Genomic DNA, 14595 nt, shown 5'->3' with positions numbered 1-14595 from the left:
GTAAAAACGGTCTTTTGTGGTATAATTATGATTAAACTAAGCTTTAGAGGTGAAAAATGATTCCGATAAAAAAGAGCAATTCTAAACAAGTATATGAATTTTGTCATGATATTTATGAGAAATTACCAGAAAAAGACGAATTAGATATGTTAATTTTTAAGAATTTTGGATCTCACAATGGATTGGAAGACTATTTTACACAACAAGATAGAGCCTTTCTAAAACTTATGATGGCAGACTACTCTACCTTACTAAACGTAAAGGAAAAAATAGATAGCTCATCTGATGTTGAATGGGTTTTTAAAATACATGTGGAGAAATTTTCTGATTTGGTTAATCAAATTTATAGTCATTTAAAAAACGATTTTATAGAAAAGTGTGATGAGGAAATTAAGCAGTTAAAAATAGGGCATATTAGAGGAGTAAGTACTAGTATTAATCTGAAAAGAATATTATCATATGAGACTGATGATAATCTAGATAAAATCCGAAAAAAGAAAAATTTGACTGATAATATACGGATTATTGTTGATAGAACAAAGAATACAAGAGAATTTATCGACTTGATTAAGAAGAATTTAAAATCTGAATTCTTAAAGGACTTTGAAGATATATTTCCGGATAAAATGGATACTTTGGTTGAAATGATGAGCTCGAAAAAATCGTTTAATGATTTAGTGCAAAGTTACAAGTTTGATGGAATTCATACTAAAAAATCTCATACAGTATTGAAGGATTATGTTGTTGAACGATACAAAGAAAAGTTGGAATCCTATTATAATAAAATAGACAAAAAAGAGTTAGTTCGCATAACTAGTGTCACAGTTTGTCCATATTGTAATAGAAATTTTATAAATGTAACCGAGGAGGCTAATACAAGCCAGTTAGACCATTTTTTCCCTAAGAATGAATATCCTCTATTCGCTTTATGTTTTTACAATCTGATTCCTTCTTGTTATGGTTGTAATAATAAAAAGAGTACGAGTAAATTTTATATCTCTCCCTATGATGAAAGCATAACTGATATTGATGAATTGTTGAAATTTTCTTTGAATATAAAGTCTGCAGATTTTATTAATAATTCAGAAAGTATTGATATTATAATCAAGGATGACATATCGGAAGAGGAGTTAAAACAATTAGAAAGCAAGGATAAATTAAGTGTTAGACAGAAATTATTGAAGGACAAATATGTGATTGATACAAGAAGTCTATATAAACTACACACAGATGTTGTCCAAGAATTATTGTGGAAGCAGGAAGTTTATAGTAATAGTTATAAGATTAAGTTAGAAGAAATTTTAGCTACGTCCGATAAAAAGTTTTCAAAATATGAGATAGATAGAATGATAGTTGGTTATTATACAGACAAAGAAAATTATGGGAAAAGACCACTTTCAAAAATGGTTACAGATATTAGCAAAGAAATTGGACTAGTAGGAGAAGAAGGATGAAATTAATTGCTTTGGTAATTAAACAATATGATAAGCTTTTTAAAGAACAGATTTTTAATTTTTCAGATGAATATAAAGTTGATTTTAACTTTGAAACGAATGAACTTAAAATTGATAAAAATTTAGACTATATCGAAAATTTTTATGGAGAGTCTATTTATAATATTTCACCAATAGTTGGGATAAATGGTGTGGGAAAAAGCACAATTTTAAGTCTGATAGGCTATTATCATCGAGCGGAAAATCAAAACAAAGATATAAATCAATTTTTTTGTATATATTTAGATACTAATGGGAAATTTTATCTATTCGATAAAAATTTTGATTTATCTTCAATTATTATAAAAGAATTAGCAACAGATAAACTTGATATAAGTGGATATTCTGGTACTCCAAAGAATGATAATCTAATTTATATCATGAACGAAGATAGACGTCCAAGTGGAAGGTACGGAGGTTCATCATTATTAGATGTTCACTTAGCAGAATCTTCTAAATGGTATATGTTGAATGGTATCTTTGAAGCTTATGAAGAATTATATTTCCGAGGATTGGTATCTTCATCATATAAATTTAGTTTTGGAGTTAATAAGTATGATATTCCAGATAAATATTTAAATGATTGGGAACAGAGAAAGTTTTTCTCCTGTCTCATTTTGAAAATAATTGTGAAGATTTGTAATGATTTTAACTATTGCTTAAGCGATGAAGAAATTGGAAGATATTTTATAGATGGTGATTATCTGACCCTATTTGATAAAATAAAAAAAGAAGCAGAAGAAGAAAGGAAAGAATTTCTGAATTTATTAGTAGATTTTTTAAATAATTTCGAACAAATTATTAATAATTACGAAATTAAAGAATATAGTGATAGTATGGAAACCCGAATAGTTGAGATTGGATATGGAGAAAAGAATTTTGATAATCGAATCGAATTTGAAAAACTATATCTAGACTATGAAAAATTAGAAAAGAATGCATTAGATTTGAAGTACTATGGTTTTAGAGCAATAGATGAATTTTATTATAATATGTCTACTGGTGAAACAAATATATTAAAAGTGATGAGTTATGTGAAGTGGTTACAAATGAATTCCTCTCAAGGCACATGTCAATTAGTAGTGGATGAATTAGAATCGGGTATGCACCTCGAATGGTCTAGAAGCTTAATAAACTTTTTGGTCAATTATATAAATGAAATCAACAAAATAGGAGGAATGAACTTCCAGCTCATCTTCACAACTCATTCCCCTTACATGCTTTCGGACATTAAACCAGGAAATGTGATTATGATTGAAAAAAATCAAGAAACGGGATATTCAGAAGGAAAAGTTTTGCAAAATACTTTCGCTAAGAATATACAAGAAATCATGAAGGAAAACTTGATTGATAATATTTATGGTGATTTTGCCTTAGCGAAGATTAATTCTATGATTGAAAGACTTAATGGGGAAGAGGAGCAGGAAGGAAATGAAGAAGAACTATTAAAAGAAATTCATTTAATCAGTGAGCCTATTCTTCGTAATAAATTATTAGAGATGTATGATAAGAAATACAATACCTCAGAATTTAGTATTGAAAAGCAACTACAGAAGTTGAATCTAAATGAGGAACAACGCAAGCAGGTCAGAGCAATGATTGAAGAAAATGTAAGTAGTGCCAATGCGGATAGATGAGTTTGTAAGTAAATAGAATGAATTATCAATACAATCATTTGAAAATGAACAATAGAAAGTAATAATATGAAACATAAAATCGCAATTTTATCAGATATTCATGGCAATGTGACTGCACTAGAAGCAGTGATTGCAGATGCTAAAACTCAAGGAGTCAGTGAATATTGGCTTCTGGGAGATATTTTTCTACCTGGTCCAGGTGCTCATGACTTGATTGCCCTGCTAAAGGATCTTCCTATCACAGCAAGTGTTCGAGGTAATTGGGATGATTGTGTCTTAGAGGCTTTAGATGGGCAATATGGCTTAGAAGACCCACAGGAAGTTCAGCTCTTGCGTATGACCCAGTTTTTGATGGAGCGAATGGATCCTGAAACGATTGTCTGGCTACGAAGTTTACCTATGCTAGAAAAGAAAGGAGTTGATGGACTGCGCTTTTCTCTCTCTCATAATTTGCCAAATAAGAACTATGGTGGCGACTTGTCTGTTGGGAATAACACAGATAAATTTGACCAACTCCTAGACGAGGAAACGGATGTGGCAATCTATGGTCATGTCCACAAGCAGTTGCTTCGTTATGGAAGTCAAGGACAACAAATTATCAATCCAGGTACGATTGGCATGCCCTATTTTGATTGGGAGGCGTTAAAAAATCACCGTGCCCAGTATGCCGTGATAGAAGTAGAAGATGGGGAATTGGTAAATATTCTATTCCGAAAAGTTGCTTATGACTATGAAGCAGAGTTAGAATTGGCCAAGTCCAAGGGTCTTCCTTTTATCGAAATGTATGAAGAACTACGCAGAGATGACAATTATCGGGGGCACAATCTGGAACTCTTAGCTAGTTTAATCGAAAAGCATGGGTATGTAGAGGATGTGAAGGATTATTTTGATTTTTTGTAAAGTTAGAAATAAAATGCACGCTCTTATTTGGAAGTGAGGTTTGTAGTCGAATTGCTTAGAAAAGATGGTTTAGCTAAAGTTTGACATTGAAATTATTTTGTTATAGAATGGACTTAATTCTTAATAAAAAGGAGAACATTATGAAGAAAATTATTACAGCCAGTATGGCTCTTTTATCTGTTGTTGTTTTAGCAGCATGTTCAGGGAAAACAACGTCTGATTCTTCGACTAAAAATTCAAGTTCTGTAGAGCAAACTTCTTCAGAGACCTCATCAACAGCGTCTAGTTCAAAGACAGAAAATAATGAGATTGTTTTGATCACTGATGAAGAAATTGACAATGCTAAAACTGTTGGAGATGTGAAGAAAGTTTTTGGTAAACTAGTTGACAATTATAAAAAGCATGCAGTTGAAATTGGGGAGAAAATTCCAGAGAGTGGAAAAGAAGCATATAACGCCCAAGTTGAGCCAGCGCTTAAGTCTATGGAGACTGTAAGAGAGTCATTTAACGAAAGCCTTTCAAGTATTGGTTCTGATGATACAGTAGTGCCAGAACAAACTCGTACTCTATTTGTTCAACAGTTGAAAACTGGACGTGACACAATGAAGAAAGCGCTGGAGTCAGCGTATAAAGCAGTTGCTCCATACACATCTGGTCAATAATATGAGAAAGTAGGTGTTTGATCACCTGCTTTTTGCTTGCTCAAATCTAAAGCGATACCTACTTAAATAGCTCCAAATTAATAGCAGAGAGTATGAAAGAAGTACTAACTCTATGAAAAATCTCTGCAAGCTCTTTCAAATTATGGTAGAATGGAAGCAGTAGAATTAGAAAAGGAAATCGATTATGAAATTTCTTGAATTAAATAAAAAACGTCATGCGACTAAGCATTTCACTGATAAGCCGGTGGATCCCAAAGATGTGCGTACGGCTATTGAAATCGCAACCTTAGCCCCAAGTGCCCATAACAGCCAGCCATGGAAGTTTGTAGTCGTTCGTGAGAAAAATGCTGAATTGGCAAAATTAGCTTATGGTTCGAACTTTGAGCAGGTATCATCAGCGCCAGTGACCATTGTCTTGTTTACAGATACAGATCTTGCCAAACGTGCCCGCAAGATTGCCCGTGTTGGTGGCGCAAAGAATTTCTCAGAAGAGCAACTTCAATATTTCATGAAGAATTTGCCTGCCGAGTTTGCGCGTTACAGTGAACAACAAGCCAGCGACTACCTAGCCCTCAATGCAGGTTTGGTTGCCATGAACTTGGTTCTTGCTCTGACAGACCAGGGAATCGGTTCTAACATTATTCTTGGGTTTGACAAATCAAAAGCCAACGAAGTTTTGGACATTGAAGACCGATTCCGCCCAGAACTCTTGATTACAGTGGGTTACACAGACGAGAAATTGGAACCAAGCTACCGCTTGCCAGTGGATGAAATCATCGAGAAAAGATAGAAGGAAGAAAAAATGACAGCAATTGATTTTACAGCAGAAGTAGAAAAACGCAAAGAAGACCTTTTGGCTGACTTGTTTAGCCTTTTGGAAATCAACTCAGAACGTGATGATAGCAAGGCAGATGCGCAGCATCCATTTGGACCTGGTCCAGTAAAAGCCTTGGAAAAATTCCTTGAAATCGCAGACCGCGATGGCTATCCAACAAAGAATGTCGATAACTACGCAGGACATTTTGAGTTTGGTGAAGGAGAAGAAGTTCTCGGAATCTTTGCTCACGTGGACGTGGTGCCAGCTGGTAGCGGTTGGGACACGGACCCTTATACACCAACTATCAAAGACGGTCGCCTTTATGCGCGTGGTGCTTCAGATGATAAGGGACCTACAACTGCTTGTTACTATGGTTTGAAAATCATCAAAGAATTGGGACTTCCAACTTCTAAGAAAGTTCGTTTCATCGTCGGAACAGACGAAGAATCAGGTTGGGCAGACATGGACTACTACTTTGAACATGTAGGAGTAGCGAAACCAGACTTTGGCTTCTCTCCAGACGCTGAATTCCCTATCATTAATGGTGAAAAAGGAAATATCACAGAATACCTTCGCTTTGCAGGTGAAAATACAGGTGTTGCCCATCTTCACAGCTTCACAGGTGGTTTACGTGAAAACATGGTACCTGAATCAGCGACAGCAGTCGTTTCAGGTGACTTGGCTGACTTGCAAGCTAAACTAGATGCCTTTGTTGCAGAGCACAAACTTAGAGGAGAACTCCAAGAAGAAAACGGTCAGTACAAGGTGACCATCATTGGTAAATCAGCTCATGGTGCTATGCCTGCTTCAGGTGTCAATGGAGCAACCTACCTTGCTCTCTTCCTCAGTCAGTTTGACTTTGCTGGACCTGCAAAAGACTACCTCGACATCGCTGGTAAGATTCTCTTGAATGACCATGAGGGTAAAAATCTCAAGGTGGCTCATGTGGATGAAAAGATGGGTGCCCTTTCTATGAATGCAGGTGTTTTCCGCTTCGATGAAACAAGCGCTGACAATACGATTGCCCTCAATTTCCGTTATCCAAAAGGAACAAGTCCAGAGCAGATCAAGTCAATCCTTGAGACCTTGCCAGTTGCTTCTGTTAGCCTTTCTGAACACGGACACACGCCTCACTATGTACCGATGGAAGATCCACTTGTGCAAACCTTGTTGAATGTCTATGAAAAACAAACTGGACTTCAAGGTCATGAACAAGTCATCGGTGGTGGTACCTTCGGTCGCTTGCTAGAACGTGGGGTTGCCTACGGTGCTATGTTCCCAGACTCAATTGACACCATGCACCAAGCCAACGAATTTATCGCCTTGGACGATCTCTTCCGAGCAGCAGCAATCTATGCTGAAGCTATTTATGAATTGATCAAATAAAACGATAGAAGTCTGAGATTTTATGCTTGGACTTCTTTTTGGAGGGAAAACAGATGTCTCAAATCGAAAAGATCAAACAAGCCATTATGGCGGATCCACAGAATGCCAGCTACACAGAACGCGGAATCGAACCTCTCTTTGCGGCGCCAAAAACTGCTCGCATCAATATTGTCGGTCAAGCTCCGGGGTTTAAAACGCAGGAAGCTGGGATTTATTGGAAGGATAAGAGTGGTGATCGTCTGCGTGAGTGGCTAGGTGTAGATGAAGATACCTTTTACAATTCGGGCTTGTTTGCAGTTATTCCCATGGACTTTTATTTCCCAGGACATGGAAAATCAGGCGACCTTCCACCCCGTAAAGGCTTTGCCGAAAAATGGCATCCGCAACTCCTCAAGGAATGTCCCAATATTGAATTGACCCTTTTGATTGGCCAGTATGCCCAAGCCTACTATTTACATGAGAAAGTTAGTGGCAAGGTAACAGAGCGGGTAAGACGCTACAAAGACTATTTGCCAGAGCATTTCCCTCTGGTTCACCCTTCTCCCCGTAATCAAATCTGGATGGCTAAGAATCCTTGGTTTGAGTCAGAAGTGGTGCCAGAGTTGCAAAGAAGAATTAAAACGATTTTAGGAGAAAAAGAATGAAAGAAATCTCCTTCGATGAATTTTACCAGCTCTATCAGAAAGAGTCCCTTTCAGTCTTGGACGTGAGAGAAGTAGAAGAGTTCGAGGCGCTTCATTTAGAAGGTGCACACAACTTACCACTTAGTCAATTAGCTGATATCTATGATCGATTGGATAAGGATCAGTTGTATTATGTCATTTGCAAATCTGGGATGAGATCAGCTCGTGCTTGCCAGTTCTTGGAGGAGTATGGATATAAGGTCATCAATGTTCAAGGTGGCATGACGGCCTTTGAAAATCTTTAAAATTTTGCATTTCTCCTACTTGGTGTGGACTAGGTAGGAGAATTTTGTTTTTAGATAATTCTTATTTTTAAAAATATTGAAAACATTCAATATTTACTTCGTGATGCTTTTTTCATACTCTTATTCGTGATATACTAGGTCAGTATTTTAGAAATATGAAGGAGATTCTTTATGGCTAAAAAAGGTGCCCTAACAGGTTTGCTCCTGTTTGGAATATTTTTTGGTGCGGGGAACTTGATTTTTCCGCCTTCTCTAGGTGCCCTATCTGGAGAACATTTTCTTCCTGCTATTGCAGGTTTTGTCTTTTCAGGCGTCGGTATCGCCGTTTTGACACTTATTATTGGAACACTAAACCCGAAAGGATACATTCACGAGATTTCTAAGAAAATCTCACCTTGGTTTGCGACACTTTATCTTGCAGTCCTCTATCTATCAATTGGTCCCTTCTTTGCCATTCCACGTACAGCCACAACAGCTTACGAAGTCGGGATTAGCCCCCTTTTATCAGATGCGAATAAAGGACTTGGATTGATTGTCTTTACCGTACTGTATTTTGCAGCAGCTTATTTGATCTCGCTCAATCCATCAAAGATTTTGGATCGGATCGGACGTATCTTGACACCAGTCTTTGCTTTGTTGATCGTTATCTTGGTTGTACTAGGTGCCTTCAAGTATGGTGGAACAAGTCCTCAAGCAGCTTCAGAAGCCTATCAATCCTCTGCTTTTGGGACAGGTTTCCTAGAAGGGTATAATACCTTAGACGCCCTTGCTTCAGTTGCTTTCAGTGTGATTGCTGTTCAAACCTTGAAACAACTTGGATTCTCCAGTAAGAAAGAATACATTTCAACTATTTGGGTGGTTGGTATCGTTGTTGCCCTTGCCTTTAGCGCTCTTTACATCGGTTTAGGATTCCTTGGAAATCACTTCCCGGTACCAGCAGAAGCGATGAAGGGTGGAACACCAGGTGTTTATATCTTGTCGCAAGCTACTCAGGAAATTTTTGGTTCAACAGCTCAACTCTTCCTTGCTGTTATGGTAACTGTAACCTGCTTCACAACGACAGTTGGCTTGATTGTGTCTACAGCTGAGTTCTTTAATGGACGTTTCCCACAAATCAGCTACAAGGTCTATGCAACTGCCTTTACCTTGATTGGATTTGCTATTGCAAACCTTGGTCTTGATGCAATCATTAAGTACTCAGTTCCAGTACTGGTGATCCTGTACCCAATCACCATCGCCATTGTGATGATTGTGATTGTTAATAAGTTTGTCGCCCTATCAAAACTAGGTATGCAGTTAACTATTGGGCTTGTTACAGCGATTGCTCTTGCAAGCGTCCTTGGAAGTTCTTTTAAGATTGAGTTTCTAGCAAATCTCGTCAATGCTCTTCCGTTTGCAGCTGCCTCTCTTCCATGGCTAGTGCCAGCTATTATCGGAATCTTGCTTTCATTGGTTCTACCAAACAAACAAGAGAGTGACGTTTTTGAGATGGAATAAAAAAATTCTTGGTCATCGACCAAGAATTTTTTGTATGAGCACGACTCATTAGTTGGTTTGTTCAGTATAACCAGCTTCTTTAAGCATTTTTTTCGAGGCAGCAAAGCTTACACGGTTTCCAATACCAGAATATTCGTTCGGCATTGCTTTTTTCAATTCGTCAAGACTCGCGACAGTCATGTCAACCTCGATGTTTTGGATAACTTTTTCGTCTTGAATTTCAACTTTTTGTGTAACGCCTTTGACCCCTTCATAACCTTTATAAGTATCGTCAACAATTTCCTTAATACCTTCCGCAGTATTATTAAGTTTTTCAGGGTCAAGTACATTATGAACAGTTTGTTTTACAACTTCATCTCCCTTCACAGTATAAGTCAAGGTAGAATGAATCCCAGGTTTGCTATTGTGGACAAATGTGTGAGTTTCTGTCTCATCTTTCTTTTCAGATGATTGTTGACTGCTTTGTTTGGTCTCGCTTGACTGAGTTGTTGTGTCTTCTTTGCTACTGCTGCTAGCAGGTGTTGATGCTTGTTTGGAACATCCGAGTAGGAGGACAAGTGAAGCTACAAGGGCTAGTGATACTTTAAAGTATGATTTCATATTTTTACTTTCCTTTTATAATCAAAGTATTTGTATTATAACATGGATCTATAGTGAAAGCAACTAAACACAGTTTTTCTCCTTTTGAGAAGGAGTCTGACTAGAAAAATGTTATAATGGTAGGAAAGAGGTGAAGAAATGAATCAGACTATAAACTATATCAAAGAACTAACCGCTATTGCATCTCCAACAGGATTTACTCGTGAGATTTCAGACTATCTAGTCCATACTTTAGAAGAGCTTGGTTACCAGCCAGTTCGTACAGCCAAGGGGGGTGTCAATGTGACCATTAAAGGTCAAAACGATGAGCAACAACGCTATGTGACTGCCCACGTGGATACGCTGGGTGCTATTGTCCGTGCTGTCAAACCGGATGGTCGTCTCAAATTAGATCGTATCGGTGGTTTTCCTTGGAACATGATCGAAGGGGAAAACTGTACGGTTCATGTAGCTAGCACAGGTGAAAAAGTATCAGGAACCATCCTCATCCACCAGACTTCTTGTCATGTCTATAAGGATGCAGGAACTGCAGAACGCACACAGGACAATATGGAAGTGCGTTTGGATGCAAAAGTAACCAATGAAAAAGAAACCCGCGCCTTGGGCATCGAGGTCGGTGATTTTATCAGTTTTGACCCGCGAACTGTCGTGACAGAGACTGGTTTTATCAAGTCCCGTCATTTGGATGACAAGGTCAGCGCAGCGATTTTGCTTAATCTTCTTCGTGTTTATAAGGAAGAGGGGATAGCATTACCAGTAACAACTCATTTTGCTTTTTCAGTCTTTGAAGAGGTGGGTCATGGTGCCAATTCCAATATTCCAGCTCAGGTAGTAGAATATCTAGCTGTAGATATGGGAGCTATGGGCGATGACCAGCAGACGGATGAGTATACAGTGTCTATCTGTGTCAAGGACGCTTCAGGTCCCTATCACTATGACTTCCGTCAACACTTGGTAGCTTTGGCGAAAGAGCAAGATATTCCATTTAAGCTCGACATTTATCCATTTTATGGTTCGGACGCTTCAGCGGCCATGTCTGCAGGAGCAGAGGTCAAACACGCCCTCCTTGGAGCTGGTATTGAATCCAGTCACTCTTACGAACGAACACACATTGATTCAGTAGTGGCGACTGAGCGTATGGTCGACGCTTATCTCAAGAGTGCATTGGTAGACTGATATGTGCTTGATTTGTCAAAGAATTGAATGGATCAAGGCAGGGAAGAATCCCTACTTTGTAAAAGAACTAGAAACAGGCTATGTTGTTATTGGAGACCATCAATACTTTAAGGGCTATACCTTATTTTTAGCAAAAGAGCATATCACAGAACTTCATCATATGGAGACTTCTGTAAAACTTCGTTTTCTAGAGGAAATGAGTTTGGTCCAAGAAGCAGTCGCCAAAGCGTTTAAAGCTGAAAAGATGAACATCGAACTTCTAGGAAATGGAGATGCCCACGTTCACTGGCACCTCTTTCCAAGACGATCAGGTGATATGAGGGGGTATGGATTGAATGGCCGTGGTCCAGTCTGGTGGGTGCCCTGGGAAGAAATGGCGGCAGAAGATTGCCAAGTGCAATCCCCTGAGTTGGAACAAATGATTAAAACCTTATCCGATGAATTAGAGAAGCACTTGGTCTAAGAGAGGAAGCAAAAAATGAAAAAAAGATATATCATTTTATCTGGTTTGCTAGCAGTAACCCTAGCAGCATGTTCTCAAGAACAACCTAAAAATGAAGAAAATACTCAAAAAACGGAACAAACTAGCCAATCTGAAGGGACTGTAGGAAGCAAATCCCAAGCCTCTAGTCAGAAGAAGGCAGAAGTTGTGAATAAGGGAGACCACTATAGTATACAAGGAAAATACGATGAAATCGTCGTAGCTAATAAGCACTATCCTTTGTCAAAAGACTATAATCCAGGAGAAAATCCAACAGCTAAAGCAGAGTTGGTCAAACTCATTGCAGCAATGCAAGAGGCGGGATTCCCAATCAGCGATCATTACAGTGGTTTTAGAAGTTATGAAACTCAAACCAAACTTTATCAAGACTATGTGAATCAAGACGGTAAGGAAGCAGCAGATCGCTACTCAGCTCGCCCTGGATACAGTGAACACCAAACAGGTCTTGCTTTTGATTTGATTGGGACTAATGGAGAATTGGTGACAGAGGAGAAGGCAGCCCAGTGGCTCTTAGATCATGCGGCTGACTATGGCTTTGTCGTTCGCTATCTCAAAGGCAAGGAAAAAGAGACTGGATACATGGCAGAAGAATGGCATCTCCGCTACGTCGGAAAAGAAGCCAAAGAAATTGCTGCAAGTGGTCTCAGTTTGGAAGAGTACTATGGCTTTGAAGGCGGAGATTACGTCGATTAAAAAAGTAATTTTTCTCTTGCATTTTTAGATAAATAGTGTATAATAGATGGGTATGTGTAAAGCATACTTGTGGGAGGTAAAAATCTTACATTACCGCCAAAACCACAAAGGAGGATTTAAAAATGGCTAAAAAAGTCGAAAAACTTGTAAAATTGCAAATCCCTGCTGGTAAAGCTACACCAGCTCCACCGGTTGGACCTGCTCTTGGTCAAGCTGGTATCAACATCATGGGATTCACAAAAGAGTTCAACGCTCGTACAGCTGACCAAGCTGGTATGATCATTCCAGTTGTTATCTCAGTATACGAAGACAAATCATTTACTTTCGTTACAAAAACACCACCAGCTGCAGTTCTTTTGAAAAAAGCTGCAGGTGTTGAAAAAGGATCAGGTACACCTAACAAAACTAAAGTTGCTACAGTTACTCGTGCACAAGTACAAGAAATTGCAGAAACTAAGATGCCAGATTTGAACGCAGCAAACATTGAGTCTGCAATGCGTATGATCGAAGGTACTGCTCGTTCTATGGGATTCACTGTTGTTGACTAATCAATAACACAGTAGAAAATCTCACAGCAGTCTATTAGTTGCTTTTCATACTAGGCAAGTGACTGAGGCTTGTACTTAGGTACAGCAAAGGAACTTAACGAAGTAGGAAAAGGAAAATAATAGACTGAAAACCCGCAAGACTTCATCATTTCGAGGAGTGACGTGGGAGATGAAAATCGATTGAACCACTTACAAGGAGAATAGAAAATGGCTAAAAAAAGCAAACAACTTCGTGCTGCTCTTGAGAAAATTGACAGCACAAAAGCATACAGTGTAGAAGAAGCTGTAGCACTTGCAAAAGAAACTAACTTTGCAAAATTTGACGCAACTGTAGAAGTTGCTTACAACTTGAACATCGACGTTAAAAAAGCTGACCAACAAATCCGTGGAGCAATGGTATTGCCAAACGGAACTGGTAAAACTTCACGCGTTCTTGTTTTCGCACGTGGTGCAAAAGCTGAGGAAGCAAAAGCTGCTGGTGCAGACTTTGTTGGTGAAGATGACCTTGTTGCGAAAATCAACGACGGTTGGTTGGACTTTGACGTAGTTATCGCTACACCTGACATGATGGCTCTTGTTGGACGTCTTGGACGTGTCCTTGGACCACGTAACTTGATGCCAAACCCTAAAACTGGTACTGTAACAATGGATGTTGCTAAAGCAGTTGAAGAGTCTAAAGGTGGTAAAATCACTTATCGTGCTGACCGTGCAGGTAACGTTCAAGCAATCATCGGTAAAGTATCATTTGAAGCTGAAAAATTGGTTGAAAACTTCAAAGCTTTCAACGAAACAATCCAAAAATCAAAACCAGCTACAGCTAAAGGAACTTACGTAACAAACTTGACAATCACAACTACTCAAGGTGTTGGTATCAAAGTTGACGTAAACTCACTTTAATTAGTAGTTTATAAAAGAGAAGATGAGTACGAAAGTGCTCGTTTTTTTGATGAGTATGACCTTTTAGAAAAATCAGTTCATTGATCAGGTTTGTAGCAATAGTGCTTTTCCTCTTCTTCTTTCACAGAAAATATGGTATAATAGAGAGTAAAAAACTTTGAAAGAAAGAAAAAGATGAATTTAAAAGATTATATCGCAACGATTGAAAATTACCCTAAGGAAGGCATCACCTTCCGTGATATCAGCCCTTTGATGGCAGATGGAAATGCTTATAGCTATGCTGTTCGTGAAATTGTTCAGTATGCAACAGACAAAAAAATTGACATGATTGTGGGCCCAGAGGCTCGTGGATTTATTGTCGGATGCCCAGTTGCTTTCGAGTTGGGAATTGGCTTTGCACCTGTTCGTAAACCAGGAAAATTGCCACGTGAAGTGATTTCTGCTGACTATGAGAAAGAGTACGGTATTGATACCTTGACTATGCATGCTGATGCAATCAAGCCAGGCCAACGTGTTCTCATCGTAGATGATCTTTTGGCAACAGGTGGAACTGTCAAGGCAACGATTGAGATGATTGAAAGACTTGGTGGAGTTGTAGCCGGTTGTGCTTTCTTGATTGAATTGGATGAGCTTAAAGGCCGTGAAAAAATCGGAGATTACGATTACAAGGTACTTATGCATTATTAATGAAAAACAGTCCTTGGGGCTGTTTTCTCTTCATCCGCTATATAAATTAACTATAGCTAGTTAGAGAAAAACTATAATTGAAAACTATATCTTCATACAGTATAATATAGGGAAGAAGTATTTGGAGGTTTTTGCTTTCAAACAGACAAGATCATTCCCGAAATAGAGAACT

General features: G+C 38.4%; 16 protein-coding genes. 15 read left to right on the top strand and 1 reads right to left on the bottom strand.

Features of this window, described 5'->3' with window-relative positions; all coding sequences use genetic code 11:
- Positions 1-56: 56 nt before the first annotated feature.
- From ACVX3R_RS06900 to brnQ, 9 genes are all read left to right on the top strand, one after another.
- Positions 57-1454, top strand: coding sequence for an HNH endonuclease (locus ACVX3R_RS06900; RefSeq protein ID WP_458794674.1), 1398 nt, complete (start codon positions 57-59; stop codon positions 1452-1454).
- The gene (locus tag ACVX3R_RS06895; protein ID WP_458794673.1) at positions 1451-3130 is read left to right on the top strand and encodes an AAA family ATPase; all 1680 of its coding nucleotides are present in this window, start codon (positions 1451-1453) and stop codon (positions 3128-3130) included. The genes ACVX3R_RS06900 and ACVX3R_RS06895 overlap by 4 nt, the downstream gene beginning before the upstream one ends.
- Positions 3131-3196: 66 nt before the next feature.
- The gene (locus ACVX3R_RS06890) at positions 3197-4030 is read left to right on the top strand and encodes a metallophosphoesterase family protein (protein ID WP_458794672.1); all 834 of its coding nucleotides are present in this window, start codon (positions 3197-3199) and stop codon (positions 4028-4030) included.
- 140 nt (positions 4031-4170) lie between these two features.
- The gene (locus ACVX3R_RS06885; RefSeq protein WP_458794671.1) at positions 4171-4692 is read left to right on the top strand and encodes a hypothetical protein; all 522 of its coding nucleotides are present in this window, start codon (positions 4171-4173) and stop codon (positions 4690-4692) included.
- Positions 4693-4876: 184 nt separating this feature from the next.
- Complete coding sequence (locus ACVX3R_RS06880) at positions 4877-5482, top strand: nitroreductase family protein (RefSeq protein WP_458794670.1); 606 nt, start codon at positions 4877-4879, stop codon at positions 5480-5482.
- Positions 5483-5494: 12 nt separating this feature from the next.
- Complete coding sequence (gene pepV / locus ACVX3R_RS06875; RefSeq protein ID WP_458794669.1) at positions 5495-6895, top strand: dipeptidase PepV; 1401 nt, start codon at positions 5495-5497, stop codon at positions 6893-6895.
- A 53-nt stretch (positions 6896-6948) separates the two neighbouring features.
- A complete protein-coding gene (locus ACVX3R_RS06870; RefSeq protein WP_458794668.1) occupies positions 6949-7539 on the top strand; it encodes a uracil-DNA glycosylase family protein in 591 nt (196 codons plus the stop codon).
- The gene (locus ACVX3R_RS06865; RefSeq protein ID WP_084853710.1) at positions 7536-7823 is read left to right on the top strand and encodes a rhodanese-like domain-containing protein; all 288 of its coding nucleotides are present in this window, start codon (positions 7536-7538) and stop codon (positions 7821-7823) included. The genes ACVX3R_RS06870 and ACVX3R_RS06865 overlap by 4 nt, the downstream gene beginning before the upstream one ends.
- A gap of 171 nt (positions 7824-7994) precedes the next feature.
- Positions 7995-9320 (top strand): branched-chain amino acid transport system II carrier protein, encoded by a 1326-nt coding sequence (gene brnQ / locus ACVX3R_RS06860; protein ID WP_458794667.1) that lies wholly within the window; start codon positions 7995-7997, stop codon positions 9318-9320.
- A 48-nt stretch (positions 9321-9368) separates the two neighbouring features.
- Here brnQ and ACVX3R_RS06855 read toward each other — a convergent pair whose 3' ends face one another.
- Positions 9369-9920 carry a DUF1307 domain-containing protein gene (locus ACVX3R_RS06855; protein ID WP_458794666.1) on the bottom strand — a complete coding sequence of 184 codons (552 nt, stop codon included), beginning with the start codon at positions 9918-9920 and terminating at the stop codon, positions 9369-9371.
- 138 nt (positions 9921-10058) lie between these two features.
- On the opposite strand from ACVX3R_RS06855, the gene ACVX3R_RS06850 reads away from it, so the two are divergent.
- The 6 genes from ACVX3R_RS06850 to ACVX3R_RS06825 all read left to right on the top strand — a co-directional run bounded on the left by ACVX3R_RS06850 (position 10059) and on the right by ACVX3R_RS06825 (position 14423).
- Positions 10059-11096: a M42 family metallopeptidase gene (locus ACVX3R_RS06850; protein WP_458794665.1), complete on the top strand. Its 1038-nt coding sequence runs from the start codon at positions 10059-10061 to the stop codon at positions 11094-11096.
- Position 11097: 1 nt separating this feature from the next.
- The gene (locus ACVX3R_RS06845) at positions 11098-11559 is read left to right on the top strand and encodes an HIT family protein (protein ID WP_458794664.1); all 462 of its coding nucleotides are present in this window, start codon (positions 11098-11100) and stop codon (positions 11557-11559) included.
- Between the two features lie 15 nt (positions 11560-11574).
- The gene (gene ldcB, locus ACVX3R_RS06840; protein ID WP_458794663.1) at positions 11575-12291 is read left to right on the top strand and encodes an LD-carboxypeptidase LdcB/DacB; all 717 of its coding nucleotides are present in this window, start codon (positions 11575-11577) and stop codon (positions 12289-12291) included.
- 122 nt (positions 12292-12413) lie between these two features.
- Positions 12414-12839: a 50S ribosomal protein L11 gene (gene rplK, locus ACVX3R_RS06835; RefSeq protein ID WP_001085808.1), complete on the top strand. Its 426-nt coding sequence runs from the start codon at positions 12414-12416 to the stop codon at positions 12837-12839.
- 207 nt (positions 12840-13046) lie between these two features.
- Positions 13047-13736, top strand: a complete 690-nt coding sequence (gene rplA / locus ACVX3R_RS06830; RefSeq protein WP_001085676.1) for a 50S ribosomal protein L1 — start codon at positions 13047-13049, stop codon at positions 13734-13736.
- Between the two features lie 174 nt (positions 13737-13910).
- Positions 13911-14423, top strand: coding sequence for an adenine phosphoribosyltransferase (locus ACVX3R_RS06825; RefSeq protein WP_001049316.1), 513 nt, complete (start codon positions 13911-13913; stop codon positions 14421-14423).
- Positions 14424-14595 lie beyond the last annotated feature (172 nt).

The organism is Streptococcus sp. 517s, assembly GCF_054445985.1.
The sequence above is the reverse complement of the archived record's forward strand: the minus strand, read 5'-3'. Positions and strand labels throughout refer to the sequence as shown.